Annotated in this window: 11 protein-coding genes and 1 pseudogene; 5 read left to right on the forward strand and 7 right to left on the reverse strand. The window is 66.9% G+C overall.

Annotated features, from left to right (window positions below; all coding sequences use genetic code 11):
* Positions 1–18 precede the first annotated feature (18 nt).
* Complete coding sequence (locus J2805_RS14150; protein ID WP_309977258.1) at positions 19–3,669, reverse strand: TM0106 family RecB-like putative nuclease; 3,651 nt, start codon at positions 3,667–3,669, stop codon at positions 19–21.
* Positions 3,670–3,947: 278 nt separating this feature from the next.
* Here J2805_RS14150 and J2805_RS14155 point away from each other — a divergent pair, with 278 nt between their 5' ends.
* Together J2805_RS14155 and J2805_RS14160 are read left to right on the forward strand one after the other, a co-directional pair.
* Positions 3,948–4,409 (forward strand): nucleoside deaminase, encoded by a 462-nt coding sequence (locus J2805_RS14155; RefSeq protein WP_309977260.1) that lies wholly within the window; start codon positions 3,948–3,950, stop codon positions 4,407–4,409.
* Positions 4,410–4,631: 222 nt separating this feature from the next.
* Complete coding sequence (locus tag J2805_RS14160) at positions 4,632–5,066, forward strand: CBS domain-containing protein (protein WP_309977262.1); 435 nt, start codon at positions 4,632–4,634, stop codon at positions 5,064–5,066.
* A 152-nt stretch (positions 5,067–5,218) separates the two neighbouring features.
* Here the strand turns inward: J2805_RS14160 and J2805_RS14165 are convergent, their stop codons facing one another.
* The gene (locus J2805_RS14165) at positions 5,219–5,515 is read right to left on the reverse strand and encodes a hypothetical protein (protein WP_309977264.1); all 297 of its coding nucleotides are present in this window, start codon (positions 5,513–5,515) and stop codon (positions 5,219–5,221) included.
* A gap of 117 nt (positions 5,516–5,632) precedes the next feature.
* On the opposite strand from J2805_RS14165, the gene J2805_RS14170 reads away from it, so the two are divergent.
* Positions 5,633–8,239 (forward strand): Tex family protein, encoded by a 2,607-nt coding sequence (locus tag J2805_RS14170; RefSeq protein WP_309977265.1) that lies wholly within the window; start codon positions 5,633–5,635, stop codon positions 8,237–8,239.
* A gap of 55 nt (positions 8,240–8,294) precedes the next feature.
* Positions 8,295–10,129 (forward strand): annotated as a pseudogene (locus J2805_RS14175) (gamma-glutamyltransferase family protein).
* Between the two features lie 50 nt (positions 10,130–10,179).
* Here the strand turns inward: J2805_RS14175 and J2805_RS14180 are convergent.
* Entirely contained in the window at positions 10,180–10,593 is a 414-nt protein-coding gene (locus J2805_RS14180; RefSeq protein ID WP_309977267.1) for a VOC family protein, read from the reverse strand.
* 107 nt (positions 10,594–10,700) lie between these two features.
* On the opposite strand from J2805_RS14180, the gene J2805_RS14185 reads away from it, so the two are divergent.
* On the forward strand, positions 10,701–11,063 hold the full coding sequence (locus J2805_RS14185; RefSeq protein WP_309977269.1) for a hypothetical protein: 363 nt from the start codon (positions 10,701–10,703) through the stop codon (positions 11,061–11,063).
* Here J2805_RS14185 and J2805_RS14190 read toward each other — a convergent pair.
* From J2805_RS14190 to J2805_RS14205, 4 genes are read right to left on the reverse strand one after another with little or no spacing between them, the layout of a single operon-like run.
* Positions 11,060–11,809, reverse strand: coding sequence for a YqjF family protein (locus J2805_RS14190; RefSeq protein ID WP_396134366.1), 750 nt, complete (start codon positions 11,807–11,809; stop codon positions 11,060–11,062). The two genes, J2805_RS14185 and J2805_RS14190, sit on opposite strands and share 4 nt — an antisense overlap.
* Positions 11,810–11,816: 7 nt before the next feature.
* Complete coding sequence (locus J2805_RS14195; RefSeq protein WP_309977271.1) at positions 11,817–12,233, reverse strand: DUF1622 domain-containing protein; 417 nt, start codon at positions 12,231–12,233, stop codon at positions 11,817–11,819.
* A gap of 8 nt (positions 12,234–12,241) precedes the next feature.
* Positions 12,242–13,147: an NAD-dependent epimerase/dehydratase family protein gene (locus J2805_RS14200; RefSeq protein WP_309977272.1), complete on the reverse strand. Its 906-nt coding sequence runs from the start codon at positions 13,145–13,147 to the stop codon at positions 12,242–12,244.
* Between the two features lie 56 nt (positions 13,148–13,203).
* Positions 13,204–14,109: an MSMEG_6728 family protein gene (locus J2805_RS14205; RefSeq protein WP_309977274.1), complete on the reverse strand. Its 906-nt coding sequence runs from the start codon at positions 14,107–14,109 to the stop codon at positions 13,204–13,206.
* Positions 14,110–14,280: the final 171 nt, after the last annotated feature.

Raw genomic sequence — 14,280 nt, forward strand, 5'->3', positions numbered from 1 at the left:
CCGCCGTGCAGAAAACCGCTACGAAGAAACAGACCGCTGGCACAGCCCGATAAAGCCGCCCAGCTGTTCGAGACCCTCGGGATGGGTGGGCAGGTAGTTGGTCAGCTCCGGAGCACGCACCACTACGGCACGCCATTTCCCGCGGGACACAGCGACGTTGATCCGGTTCCGGGAAAGCAGGAACTCCATGCCGCGCGGAGCCTCGGCCACAGCCGAGCAGGCCATGGACACAATCACCACGGGCGCTTCCTGGCCCTGGAACTTGTCCACGGTACCCACTCGGACTGCCGTGTGGCCGGCAGCGTCCAGGGCATCCCTGATCAGGTTCACCTGAGCGTTATAGGCCGCCACCACCAGGATGTCTTCCGGCCCCAGCGGCCGGCTGCCGGTTTCATCGTGCCATGCCAATCCCAGGTGCCTGCCGACCTGCCGCACCACTTCTGCGGCTTCTTCGGGGGAGGACGTGATGTTGCCGCTGTGCGGGACCATGGCTGTTTCAATTCCGGCGGGAACGCCGTCCAGGTAACGCAGGTCAGCCGCGCGGGCCGACCGCAGCCGGCCCTCGTACGAAAGCTCCGACACTGCAGCGCACAACGGTGAAGCCATCCGCCAGGAGTCTGCCAGGAAGTAGCCGAGCTCCGGCGGAAGCGTCGCATGACCGGCCGAAATCCAGCCCAGGGCGGATTCGTTGACCGGCTCGGGATGCGTACCCTGGCTGACCTGGGGGAGCTGCTGCGGATCACCGAGCAGCAGCAACCGCGGGCTGGCTTGGGCAACTGCCAGCGTGTTGGCGAGCGAGAATTGCCCGGCCTCGTCAATCACGAGGAGGTCCAAGGACCCGGCGGGCACCGTGCCGCCCGTCATGGTCCAGGCGGTGCCGCCAACCAGCGCCCCGCCCGGGCTGCTGAGCAGCCTGGCCACATCAGCGGCGTCCCGGTGATCCCACGGCAGGGAGTCGACGTGCTTTACGTCCTTGGCCACCCTGTGCCGATCCACTCCGGCCTTTTGCACGGCCGTGCAGAGCAAGTTCTCCACCACTGCGTGCGACTGGGCAACAACGCCCACCTTCCAGCCGCGGGCCACCAGCCGTGCAATGACGTGCGAGCCGACGTGGGTCTTGCCGGTGCCCGGCGGTCCCTGGACTGCCAGGTACGAATGGTCCAGCGCTTCCACTGCAGCCGTGATCGCGTCGATGAAGCGGTCCGGGCCGCCAACCGGTGCTGGCAGCGGCCCGCCGGTCACCAGCCGCGGCGGAACCCGGCGCACCAGGTCCAGGGCCGGGTGCTTCCGGAAGGCGGGTTTCCCCAAATGCGGTGCAGTGCCGTCCGGCAGCCCGGCCGCGACCTGGTCGGCGAGCAGCCCCAGCGCCTCCTCAATGCTCTTGGTGGGGATGGGCTGGTCCTCGGTGAGCGCTATCGGCAGGCTGTTATGCGGTTCGATTTTCCGGGGAAGCCTGTCACGGATCACCACAATGTCCTGGCCGTCATCATGGCCGAGCTCCAAAACTTCCGTCGCAAACCAGCCGTTGCGTCCGGAACCGTCGCTTCCCGTGCCCTCCAGCCCGGCAGGCAGCGGACGGTCGTACATGCGGAAGCACTTGCTGCCCTCGCGAAGGTCCGAACCGGCGCTCACCGTGCCCGTCAGCTGCACCCTTCGCTCCGGAAGCCTGGTACCGACCTTTTGCCAGTCATCGAGGATACGGGCCTTCTCCACGAGGAAGACGTTGCGGTCCTGCTGGTGGGTGTCAGGTCCGTTCTCACAGCGGTCGAAGTGTGCCCACCAAAAAGCCTTGCGCTCGCGGCGGTGGTAGCTCACGGCTGCGTCCACCATGGCGACCGCCTGAGTATCGGGGTCCGGACCGCCGCGCCCGTCGGCGGCCCGGAACTCCGCTGCCCGGTGCAGGAAGGCCCTGATGGCGAGTTCAGACCGCCGGGCCGCGGCACCGTCATCGGAGTCAGGTGCCGCCTGCACTAAATTTTCGGGCCGGGGTCCATCTTCGGCGGCACGTGCAGGGCCGATGCCGCGTTCGCCGGCCAGCCGCAGCAGCCAATTTCGGAGTTCCAACGTGGAGAGGCAGTCGTACTCGTTGTAGTCGGAGATGCCGGCAAGGATCGCCGCAGCGTCCCCGGCCAGCCCGGCGTCGCGCGCTTCGCAGTAATCGGCATACGCCACAACCGAGGCGCCGGCGTCCTTCACATCCCCGGAGCGGAGGTTGCTGCCCATGTAAAGCGGCTCGAGTTTCTTGATGCTGTAGGACTTTTCGGAGATGCGGATGCTGTTCCGGACGGTCTGGTACAGATCGACGAGGAGACCGTCCCGGAGCCAGTTATCCACTGTGTCTTCCCCCGCGACGTGCATGACCGACAGCTTGCGGAGGGCCGTCTTCTCATAGGCGGCGTAGTGGTAGACGTGCATGTCCGGATACATGCGCCGCCTGTTCTCCACGTACTCCAGGAAGTCCAGGAACGCCTGCTTCTCCGCTGCACGGTTGTGTGCCCAGAACGGCTTGAAAGCGGTGGTGCCGTCAGGTTCCAGCGGGGCCTCAATAACCCCGAAGAGGTACTCAAGGCCCCAGACACCGGTGGCGCTGTCCTGCCACAGCGGATCCCCTTCGAAGTCGAAGAAGATGTCTCCGGGACTCGGCGGGGGAAGCTCCGCCAGCGTGTTCTCCGGGACTACCCGGTAGCCAATGCTGTGCTGTTCACCGTCCTTGACGTAACTGACGGATCCCTCCGCCGTTCCGGCATTGCTTTGCATCCTGGCCTGATCCTGCATCCGCAGAAGAGACGCATTCGCTCCGGGCAACGTGGCGTCGGCCAGCTGCTTGACCGTGAAGATACCCTGCGCGTGCAGCTTCTTTCGCTGAGCCGAGTTCATCCGTGCCACCAGGAGGAGGTCATCGGTGGCTTTCACCTGTTCCTGGCAGTAGTCACACCGGCCGCAGGCCACAACGCCTGACGTGCCCCAGCTGACGACGTCGGACTGGTCGCGGTGACCCGCCGTAAGTGAAAGGAACCTGTCCCTCCGTTCACGGAACACCGGCAGGATGTCCGCCAGTTTGTGGCTGCTGCGGACGTAGTCGAAGCCGCCTCCGGGCGTTTCCACCGTGGCACCCAGGATCAGGGTGACTGCCGGGCCCGGCGCGATTCCGGCGTGGAGCAGCTGGTCGCCGTAGGCAGCCAGCTGGAGCAATGCCGTCACCTTGGCGTGGCGGGCCAGCTTGGTGTCGTAGACGGCGTAGCTGCCGTCGCCCTGCTTGACCAGGAAGTCGGAACGGCCGTGGAAGCGCCCGTCGAAGAAGGCCGCCTGGAAGACGACGTCGGCCCCTGCCCGCAGCGCGTCGATGGATTCGGCATGCTTGGCCTGCAGGGTGGCGCGGTCCATGGCCGTGGCGGCCGCGACGTCGTACACACCGCGGCCAGTGGCGGGATCCCACGGGCCGAACTCGGCCAGGAACTTGTCCAGGACCTTGTGCTCGTGGATGTCACCGAGCTTCGCTGTGCGGGCCAGCATTTCGTCGGCCTCGAACTCCGCTTTGGGGGACCGGCCCAGTTTTTCGTCCAGCTTGCGCAGCAGTTGGTACTCGCACGTGGCCGCGATGACGAGATCGCTCGCGGAGAAGACCAGATCCTGGTCCAGATCCGGTGCTTGCGGTTCGAGAAGAAACACTGCGCCTCGTTGCCCTTGATGTCGTGATGCCGTTGATGTTGTGTTGCCTTTGATGTCTTATTGCCAAAGTATCAAAGGCCTCCGACAGTAATGATGGAATTGGCTGCAATGGCAGGTCTGGCCCCGATCCATGCTGTCGGCGTAAGGTCTGAGGAACGTGCCTGAACCAAAGACGACCTGAACCACAGCCACCTGAACCAAAGACCACCTGAACCACAGGCCAATGGACGCTGCGCCGCTGCTGGCGGTGCTCTTGAAACTAAAACGAACCGGGGAACATGACTGCGCAAGGTCTACTTACCGCATTCGACGAAGCCGCTTTCGAAGCTGCCGTCCGGGCTGCCCAGAAGAGCCTCAGTGAAGGCGGCATACCCATCGGGGCTGCGCTCGCGAGGGGGAGCGAGGTGATCGCTAGCGGCCACAACGAACGCGTGCAGCACGGCGATCCGATCGCCCACGGCGAGATGGCCGCGCTCCGGGCAGCCGGCCGACAGAAGAGCTACCGCGACACCACGCTGTACACCACGCTGGCCCCGTGTGCGATGTGCACAGGGACGATCATCCAGTTCAAGATTCCCAGGGTGGTGGTGGGGGAGGCCCGGACGTTCGCCGGCGAGTTTGAGCTCCTGCGTTCGCGCGGGGTGGAAGTGCTGGTGCTGGACGACCAGCGCTGCGTGGACATGATGCTCAGCTTCCAGCGGGACCACCCGGAGCTGTGGGCCGAGGACATCGCCGAGTAGGCGGACATCTTCAACACAAAGGACGGCATTGATCCGGGATGGTCTCCACGCTCTGTTTGTACCCAAAAATCGACCCCAAACCGTCCCTGGCGCGCCGTCCGGTTCCGTCCTCCGGCGAAGCCTGATTGAGCCTAGTCAGGGCGTTTGCCCGGGCGTAGGCTGACAGCATCGGCGCTGAGCCGAAGGTCCCGGCGTCGAACCCCAACCGATGAAGGAGGACTGATGAGCGTCGTACGTGAATTCATGACTACCAGCGCCCAGTGCGTCAAGGAAGATCAGACACTGCAGGAAGCAGCCGTAATGATGCGCGACCTTGACTGTGGTTCGCTGCCGATCTGCGGCAGCGAAGGCAAACTCAAGGGACTCATCACGGACCGCGACATCGTGCTCAGGTGCGTTGCCGAGGGTCGGGACCCCAGGGAGGTCAGGGCCATCGACCTGGCTCAGGGCACCCTGCGCTGGATCGATGCTGACGCCAACATCGACGAAGCCATCGCAGTGATGGAGCAGTACCAGATCAGGCGGCTGCCTGTGATTTCCGATCACAAGCTGGTGGGCATCATCAGCCAGGGCGACATTGCGCGCAACTACTCGGAAGAGCGCGTCGGCGAACTGGTGGAGCACATTTCGGAAAAGAGGCGCATGGAGAACGCCTAGCGCTGAAACAACTGTTGTCTGCAACTGCATATCAACTGGCCCAAGATGCCAACTGACCCAAGCGCCGCGCACCGTTCGCGGCGCTTGTCCCTGTCTGCCGCTACTTACTCCCGCGCTACCTACTCCCGCCGGGTCTTGCGGCCGACCGCAAGCTACAGGAAGGCTTCGCGTCCGGTTCCCTCCCGGATCACCAGCTTGCCGTCCTCGATGGATACGAGGAGGCTCTTCGGCCTCCCGCTGAGCTTGACGCCCCCGGCCAGGCCCCGGCTGGTGACTTCCACGCCGATGGTGGCTCCGCGTGCCGGAAGTTCAATGGCGACCTCCTCCGCTATGCCCAGAAGCGGATTGGTGGAGAGATCGGTATCGCGCCGGGCCTGCTTGCCATTGACGAAGACGGTGACGTTGTCCTCCTCAAAGCCGTCCTGAAGGATGATGAGCAACTCCTGCATGATGGACCGCCTCCGTTGGTTGCTGGCCTTCCTACAGCCACTACATCACTTATGCACCGGGGCCGGTAGACCCAATCTCGCGCAGCCCGTGCCATAGTGTCGGCCCGGTAAGGCAAAATGTTCTGGGTGAACCACATCCCGCAGCGCCCTGCCCCGTCTCCTGCAACTCCGGGGGCCGTGATGCCCGGAAAAACCGCCGGCGGGACATCCGGACAGCCAGGCGGCAAGCCCGCCGGCAAGACTGCCGACGCCGTGGCGGAAGACATCGCCGCGCAGATCGCCGGCGAGCTGGGGGTGAAGGCCTGGCAGGTCAAGGCGGCGGTGGAGCTGCTCGACGGCGGTTCTACGGTTCCCTTTATCGCCCGGTACCGCAAGGAAGCCACCGGGACGCTGGACGACACGCAGCTCCGCGAGCTCGAGGAGCGGCTCCGGTACCTCCGCGAACTGGAGGACCGCCGCCGGACCGTCCTCGAAGCGATCGCCTCCCAAGGCAAGCTGACGCCGGAACTGCAGGCCGCCGTCGTGGACGCCGACACCAAATCCCGCCTTGGAGATATTTACCTGCCGTTCAAGACCAAGCGGCGGACCAAAGCGCAGATCGCCCGTGAGGCGGGGCTGGAGCCGCTCGCCGATGCGCTGCTCAAGCGTCCGGAACTGGATCCGGAGCGCGAGGCCGCCAAATACCTGAATGCTGAACACTCCATTGACGACGCCGCTGCGGCGCTGTCGGGCGCCCGGTCCATCCTGGTGGAGCGGGTGGCTCAGGACCCGGACCTGGCCGCAACCCTGCGTGAAAGGCTTTGGACCCAGGGCCGCATGGTTTCCCGGGTGAAGAAGGGCCAGGAGACCGAAGGCCAGAAGTTCAAGGACTACTTCGACTTTTCGCAGGCGCCGGAGCGGATGCCGTCGCACCGGGTCCTGGCGCTGCTGCGCGGGGAAAAGGACGGCGTGCTTGAGCTCGATCTCGCCGAGGCTGAACCGCACGACGACGACGCCCTGGCCGCCGCCCGCGGGCGGTACGAGTCCGCTGTGGCCAGGTTCCTCGGGGTGGCGGACCGCGGCCGGCCCGCCGATGAGTGGCTCCTGCAGACCGCGCAGGTGGCGTGGCGCTCGCGGGTGCTCGCCCGGCTTACGGCCGACCTGCGCGGACGGATGTTTGCCGCGGCTGAGGACGAGGCCGTCCGGGTCTTCGCTGCCAACCTGCGGGATGTGCTGCTCGCTGCCCCGGCCGGGAACAGGGCAACCCTGGGGCTGGATCCGGGACTCCGGACCGGCGTGAAGGTCGCCGTCGTGGACGGGACCGGCAAGGTGGTGGCTACGGACACCGTGTACCCGCACGCCCCGGCGCGGAAGTGGGACGAGGCCCTGGCCACGCTGGTCCGGCTGGCGCGGCAGCACGACGTCGAACTTGTGGCCATCGGCAACGGGACGGCATCGCGGGAGACTGACAAGCTTGCCCTCGAACTGATCAAGAAGCTGTCCGCGGAGCCAGCGGCGGGGCAAAATACGGGGCAGACGGGGAACGGGTCGCCCGGAAACCGGGCGCCGGAAAAGCTCGTGGTGTCCGAGGCCGGAGCGTCCGTATATTCGGCGTCGGCGCTGGCTGCCGCGGAGCTGCCCGGCATGGATGTGTCCCTGCGCGGCGCCGTATCCATCGCCCGGCGCCTGCAGGATCCGCTGGCGGAGCTGGTGAAGATCGAACCGAAGTCGATCGGCGTCGGGCAGTACCAGCACGACGTCACGGCCGCGAAGCTGGACCGGAGCCTGGACGCCGTGGTGGAGGACTGCGTGAACGCCGTCGGGGTGGACGTCAACACGGCATCACCCGCACTGCTGAGCCGTGTGGCCGGCGTCGGACCGCTGCTGAGCGAGAACATCGTGGCGTACCGGAACGAGCACGGGCCTTTTGCCAAGCGGAGCGAGCTGAAGAAGGTGCCGCGGCTGGGCGCCAAGGCGTTCGAACAGTGCGCGGGCTTCCTGCGAATCACCGGGGGAGCGGAGCCGCTGGATGCTTCCAGCGTCCACCCTGAGGCCTACCCGGTGGCGCGGAAGATCCTGGCCGCCGCAGGCGGCAGGGCAGCTGTAGGAGGGGCAGGTGCCGGCAGCCTTGCCGGGCTCAACCCGCAGGACTTTGTGGAGGGCGCGTTCGGCCTGCCCACGGTGCAGGACATCATTTCCGAGCTGGAGAAGCCCGGCCGGGACCCTCGGCCGGCATTTGCGGCGGCCAAGTTCTCGGAAGGCATCGAGAAAATCTCCGACCTCCGGCCCGGAATGATCCTGGAAGGAACCGTCACCAACGTGGCCGCGTTCGGGGCTTTCGTGGACGTCGGCGTGCACCAGGACGGGCTGGTGCACGTGTCCGCGCTGGCCAACCGCTTCGTTTCTGATCCGCGGGAAGTGGTGAAGTCCGGACAGGTGGTGCGCGTGAAGGTCCTGGAGGCAGATCCCGAGCGGAAGCGCATTTCGCTCACGTTGAGGCTCGACGACGAACCGGCACCGGCCGGTGGCCGGCCTGCCGCACCCGGCGGCCGATCTGCCGCACCCGGTGGCCGGCAGGCTAATGACGGCGGACGACAGGGAAACAACCCGCCGAGGCAGGGCGGGAGCACACCACGGCAGGACGGCAGCACCCCGCGGCAGGGGAAAGCTGCGCCACCGCCCAAGCCCGCTCCGGTCAACACCGCCATGGCCGAGGCGCTGCGCAAGGCCGGACTCGGCAAGTAGCTTCACGGGTGCTGCGTCCGGGGCAGGGCCCCGGCCCATGGTTACAGTGGTCCCCATGACGTTCACTCCGCCCGAGCCGTTCACCACGCGACCCACGCTGCGCGGCACCTTTGGGATGAGCGCCTCCACGCATTGGATCGCGACAGCCGCCGCCCAGGCGGTGCTCGAACGCGGCGGGAACGCGTTCGACGCCGCCACGGCCGGGGCGTTTGTGCTGCACGTTGTCGAGCCGCACCTGAACGGTCCGGGCGGGGACAGACCGGTGTGTTCGTCACGGCCGAGGAGCCAGGCAAACCGGTGGTCCTGATGGGGCAGGGTCCCGCGCCGGCCGGAGCAACGCCCGGGCACTATCGCTCGGAAGGCCTGGAACTGGTCCCCGGCTCGGGTGCGTTGGCAGCGGCGGTGCCCGCCGCCGTCGACGCCTGGCTTCTGCTGCTGCGCGACCACGGGACGTGGGAGCTGACGGCGGTGCTGGAGTTCGCGATCGGTTACGCCGGCGACGGGCACCCGGTGCTGGGCCGCGTCGGCGCGACGATCGCCGCCGTTTCCGGGCTGTTCCGGGAGCATTGGCCCACGTCGGCCCAGCTGTGGATACCCAAAGGAAGGGTCCCGGACGAGGGGGAGCTGGTCCGCAACCCGGCGTACGCGCGGACCCTTGAGCGCCTTCTGGAGGCGGGAGCAGGAGAGCCTTCGCGGGAGGCCCGGATCGATGCCGCCCGCCGCGAATGGCGCGAGGGCTTCGTCGCCGGGGCCATGGTGCAGTCCGTCCGGGCGCCGCACAGGCATTCATCCGGCACGGAGCATCGCGGTGTGCTGGCAATGGGCGATCTGGCGGCCTTCGAGGCAAGCTACGAAGCCGCAGCAACCATCGACTTCCGCGGCCACACGATCGCCAAGACAGGCCCGTGGGGTCAGGGGCCGGCGCTGCTGCAGACCCTGGCGATCCTGGACGGGTTCGCCGACGAATACCTCGATCCGTCCACTGAGCTTGGCGCGCACACCATCCTCGAGGCACAGAAGTTGGCGCTCGCGGACAGGGAGGCCTACTACGGGGATACGGACGTTCCGCTCGATTACCTGCTGTCCGCCGGGTACGCCGCCGCGCGCCGCAGGTTGATCACGGACCGGGCGTCGCTAGAGTTCCGTCCGGGCCAGGTTCCGGGACGTGAGCCGTTCCGTCCGCCGCTGCGGACGGAGTATGTGCCCCCGGCGCTCGCGAACGACGACGACCGGCCGGGCCTGCGCGGGAGCGGCCCCGGCGCCGGCGTTGGGGAACCGACAGTACTGGCAACCGGCGAGACCCGCGGCGACACCTGCCACATCGACGTTGCGGACCGCTGGGGAAACATGATCTCGGCGACTCCTTCAGGCGGGTGGCTGCAGTCCTCCCCGGCAATTCCCGAGCTGGGTTTCTGCCTCGGCACGCGGCTGCAGATGACCTGGCTGGAACCCGGAACGCCGTCCACGCTGACCCCGGGGAAACGTCCCCGCACCACCCTGACGCCAACGCTGGTGCTTCGGAACGGCAGCGCTGTCACGGCGCTGGGCTCGCCCGGCGGGGACCAGCAGGACCAGTGGCAGCTGCCGTACCTGCTGCGGACGATTGTGGGCGGCTATTCTCCGCAGCAGGCCATCGATGCGCCAACGTTCCATACGACGTCGATGCCGGGGTCATTCTGGCCCCGTACCTGGGAGCCGGGCGGCGCCGTCGTGGAGGACCGGTTGGGCGATGATGTCATCGCCGGGCTGGAGCGTCGAGGCCACCGGATCACACGCGCCGGCGACTGGACGCTGGGCAGGTTGTCCGCCGTCGTGCGTGATCCCGTGACGGGGGTGCTGCAGGCAGCAGCCAATCCGCGCGGCGCGCAGGGGTACGCGGCCGGTCGCTAGCGGCCGGTGGTGACTTCCCCAAAGCGCGAACGTACACTTGCGGCCCCGCCCTACTCGTGGGGAGGCCAGCCCATCATTTCGTTCAGGGCAATGACGTTTCCTTCGGTGTCCTTGAGGAACGCGGATTTCACGGCACCGAAGTCAATGATGTCGCCCTCGGCTTTGCCTTCGACGCCTGCGAAGCTTCCGGCGCCGGGCGGCTGGAATGTGGCGCCCCGCGCTTTCAGTTCCTGTACCAGCGCTTCGATGTCTTCAACCATGAAGCTGATCATTGGATAGGACGGCGGGACCCTGTCCGGAAGCTCGGTGAGTGCGATGCTGGTGCCGGAAGCGGCACCGAACACCATGGGATCGTCCGTGGGTCCGGTGAGAAGGTCGAGGCCCAGGACATCACGGTAGAACTTCCGGGCCCGGTCGCCGTCCTTCGCGGGAAGGATCGGATTTACGTGGAAACGGTTCAGCATAGCGACTCCTTTGGGCCGGGGCTGATTCTTCAATCCTCCCAGATAAATCAGGCGTCCGGCGGGAGTAATTACTTTCGGCGGGAGCAGTTATTTGTCAGGCTGGGCTCATGACTTTCTTTCTTGAGTACACGATTCCGACGGCGCCGGACGAAACCGAGTTCGAATTTCCGCATGACGACATTCGCGCGGGAACGACCATTCCGTTGTCCGAGACGAACGCCGAAATCGTCCATGCACCGGAGCTTCCGGCCCGCACGTCCATCATTGGTGCCACGGTTCCGGAAGCGAAGCTGGAAGCCGAGCAGCTCATCCTGCACAGCAGGTGCAGCGAAGCCGCTCTGTATGACGATCCCTCAAACTCGCTCCAGGAGGGGACCGGCATCCTGGTGTCCACGTTCACCGAAGGTGAAGGCTGGACTGATTCCCGGCCAGATGAGTACGAGCCTGTTTCGCTGCCCTCTGAGGACTAGCGCCGTCTCAGGACCACCACCCGCGGTTTTCCGAACCGGGTCCGGACCCCGGGGGAGTACAGCACGGAGTCGGGCGGCCCTGCCACGTTGAGGCCGGCGGCGCTGATCAGCCCGTCCTTGAGCACCGTCAGTTCGGCCCGGTAGAGCGGCCACGCCGAATGGGTGTTCGGGATGTAGAGCGTACGGCCGCGGAAGCGGGAGTGCAGCCCGAACCTGGCCGTGAGGTGGACGGACAGCGGATCCGCCGCGACGTCGTCGAACGCCGGCACAACCGCGAAGTCGCTGGCCGCCCCGCGGCGGAACCTGCGCACGGAATAGCCGGTGGCCGCGCTGCCGGGTTGCGGCGGGCGGAAGCGCGCGTGCGACCACACATACGGGATCCCGGCTGCGCGGGCGGCCAGGACAACGGCCAGCCGGTCGGCGTCCAGGCTCAGGAACACCACACCCCTGGTGCCGTCCGGTTCCCGCGAGTACAGGCGGACGTTGATCTCGTTGAAGTCCCCAAAAAACGGTACAGCCGGCCCACGGCCAAAACCAGCCTTCTGCATGCGAAAACCGATCAGCCCAACCCAGGCGGACCCGTCGAAAACGTCCGGCACCACTCCGGACGGCATGAACGCCGCCGACTCCGCGCAGGGGATGCGCCAGTGCAGGAACACTGCATCCGTCCACCGTTGCTCCATGAGGACGGGAGCGGGCAGCTCGGGCGGATCCGGCCACGGGTCAGGCAGGCCCGCGCCCGGCATTTCGGGCTCAAGCACTGGCTGAGCCTGCGGAGCCGGCCCGTGCTGACTCGCCAGCTGCCTCCGCCGCAGGCTCTTTTTGCCAGGGCCAGCGGCCGGTGATTTCAAGCTCCAGCGAGAAGCTGAGGAAGGTCCGGATGAGCACAATGATCGCCAGCACGCCCACGCTCTCGTACGTGGGTGTAACCGCAACAGTGCGGATGATGTCCGCCGCCACCAGGAGCTCAAGGCCCAGCAGGATGGAGCGCCCCAGCAGCTGCCGGTACGAGCGGTAGACGGAGAGCCGTTCGGCGCCCTCCGGCAGGCGCTTCGGCTGGAATCCGCGTACGGCCATCGGGATGGAGACGACAGCGCCGATCACCATAACGGCGACGCCGGCAAAGTCCATGAACCGGCCGACGGTCTCGATAATGTGCTGAAAATCCACTGTTCCTCCTACGGGTGCCGGACGCCGTACCCGGCCAGGATGGCGCGGTATCCCTCGCGGAAAGTCGGGTAGGCGAACTCGAACCCCGTGCTGCGGAGCAGCGCGTTGCTGCACCTCTTGTTGCCGCCGCGGGACGGCTCGCCGGGACTGGCCGACGCCGGCTGGGGGAGTCCCAGCTCGGCGGCCAGGAAGCGCTGGACCTCGCCGAGCTCTGCGGGGTCGTTGTCCACGCCAAGGTATACGGGACCGGGGTCTGCGGTCCTGGTGCAAAGGTGCACGATGGCCGCCGCGGCGTCATCGCGGTGGATCCGGTTCGTGTAGCGGGGTTCCGCCGGAGTCAGCGCCGTGCCCGAGCGCACCTGGTCGATGAGACGTGTCCGCCCCGGGCCGTAAATGCCGCCCAACCGGAGCACTACAGGAGTCACCCCGGTGCCGAGCAGCCGGCTGTACAGCAGTTCCTCGGCCTCGCGGATGATGCGGCCGGAGAATCCGTCGGGTGCCGGCGTCGTGCTTTCATCGACCCAGCCGCCGTCCGCATCCCCGTAAACGGCGGTAGAGGAGACGAACAACACGCGCCGAAGCGGCGAACGTGACGCCCCGCCGTCGTGTTCGCGGGCCGGATCGAGGTTCGCCGCGCGCTCCAGCGCGTCGAGCACGTTGGCCAGGCCGTCCACGTAGGCGGCCCGGTAGGCGTCCTCGGTGGCTGAGTCCGCCGCAACGGCGACGACGACGGCGGTAGTGTCCGCCGGGATGGGCGGCAGGGCCGCCGTGGCCAGGTCAGCAGCGACGCCTTCGATGGCAGCCGGAAGCTTGCCGGGCGACCGGCGCCAGCCCACCACACGGTGGCCGGCGGCAGCGAACCGCAGCCCGGCCTCAGTACCAAGATCGCCGCAGCCGGCCATAAGAACAGTCATGTGGCCAGTCTGCCAGAGGCAGCCCCAGGGCTCGGCTAAGGCGCCGGTGACTACTCCTACGGCGCAGGAATCGGGAAGAACAGCCGCGGGTCCTGCAGCAGTGCCGGGTAGTCGAACGATGAGCGTTCCACCACCTCGGTCACCTGGAAGTTTCGGGCGAAGCGGCCGTCCACGGTAATGGGACGGCCCTGGACCGTGCCCACCGCAAACGAGGCGCCGCCGTCGAACGGCACTGCGACCGCCGAGTTGCCGGGGAGGGTGCGGAAGGCCTCTTCCTGCAGCTGGCGCTTGCGGGTGGGCTTCTTCACGAGCTGCTTCGGAGGGCGCTTCTTGGGGTTCTTAGCCGGCCGGCGCGAGCCGGAGTCGGCGTACACGAACTCATATTCGTCGGACTCGGCGGCAGCCTTCGCGGCGCGGCCAACGTCCGGCAGGCTGATGGTGTCCAGCTTTTCAGGGTCGACGTCTCCCACCTGGGCGCGCAGGATCCAGAGCCGGTCACCTACCGGATCTTCGGGCAGGAACTCGTGCCGGGGTTCGGGCCAGACGTACTCCAGGTCCGCCGGTGTTCCGGGGAACAGTTCGCTGTAGAAGCGCGGCTCCTTCTGCAGCAGCCGGGAGCGGTGGCTGAGGTGGAAGTCCGGCTCGCCGAGCCACGGCGGCATGGGGATCTTGGCCGCATAGGCTGCGTGGTCCGCCTGCGGCGCGAACTCGACGATCTTGGCGCGGGTGGTGTCTTCGCCGCCGCGGGCGATCCATTCGTCCACCATGGCCAGGCCGTACATGGTCAGGGCGGGAACGTGGCCCATCCACATGCGGATGGCCGGGTGTGACTGCCAGCCGTACTCCGGGATCACCAGCGCACGCAGTGTCTGCAGCGCCTCAACCCGCTGCTTGCCGAGCCGAACGCGGTCCAGGACCGCGGCGCTCTGCTGGAAATCTGGATAGGGAAGGAAAGTCTGCATCCTCCAAGTGTGGAGGTGCCGGGGTCCCAGACCAAATGCCGGCGGCCGCCGCACCAGCGGCAAACGCTGCTAGGCTGTCAGCGGCTGGTACGGGCCGCGGCGTAGTCTACTGGACCGTATGGTGAGACGGCGGCGACAACACGGTTACAATTTGACTAAGATGACCGCAAG

The sequence above is a fragment of the Arthrobacter oryzae genome (assembly GCF_031454875.1).
Classification (GTDB): Bacteria; Actinomycetota; Actinomycetes; order Actinomycetales; family Micrococcaceae; genus Arthrobacter; species Arthrobacter oryzae_D.

Bases quoted from the DNA above. Each gene is read 5' to 3' on its own strand.
- J2805_RS14190 (WP_396134366.1), bottom strand. From the start codon at position 11,809: ATGCCGGGCGCGGGCCTGCCTGACCCGTGGCCGGATCCGCCCGAGCTG.
- J2805_RS14205 (WP_309977274.1), bottom strand. From the start codon at position 14,109: ATGCAGACTTTCCTTCCCTATCCAGATTTCCAGCAGAGCGCCGCGGTC.
- J2805_RS14200 (WP_309977272.1), bottom strand. From the start codon at position 13,147: ATGACTGTTCTTATGGCCGGCTGCGGCGATCTTGGTACTGAGGCCGGG.
- J2805_RS14180 (WP_309977267.1), bottom strand. From the start codon at position 10,593: ATGCTGAACCGTTTCCACGTAAATCCGATCCTTCCCGCGAAGGACGGC.
- J2805_RS14170 (WP_309977265.1), top strand. From the start codon at position 5,633: ATGTTCTGGGTGAACCACATCCCGCAGCGCCCTGCCCCGTCTCCTGCA.
- J2805_RS14155 (WP_309977260.1), top strand. From the start codon at position 3,948: ATGACTGCGCAAGGTCTACTTACCGCATTCGACGAAGCCGCTTTCGAA.
- J2805_RS14185 (WP_309977269.1), top strand. From the start codon at position 10,701: ATGACTTTCTTTCTTGAGTACACGATTCCGACGGCGCCGGACGAAACC.
- J2805_RS14165 (WP_309977264.1), bottom strand. From the start codon at position 5,515: ATGCAGGAGTTGCTCATCATCCTTCAGGACGGCTTTGAGGAGGACAAC.
- J2805_RS14160 (WP_309977262.1), top strand. From the start codon at position 4,632: ATGAGCGTCGTACGTGAATTCATGACTACCAGCGCCCAGTGCGTCAAG.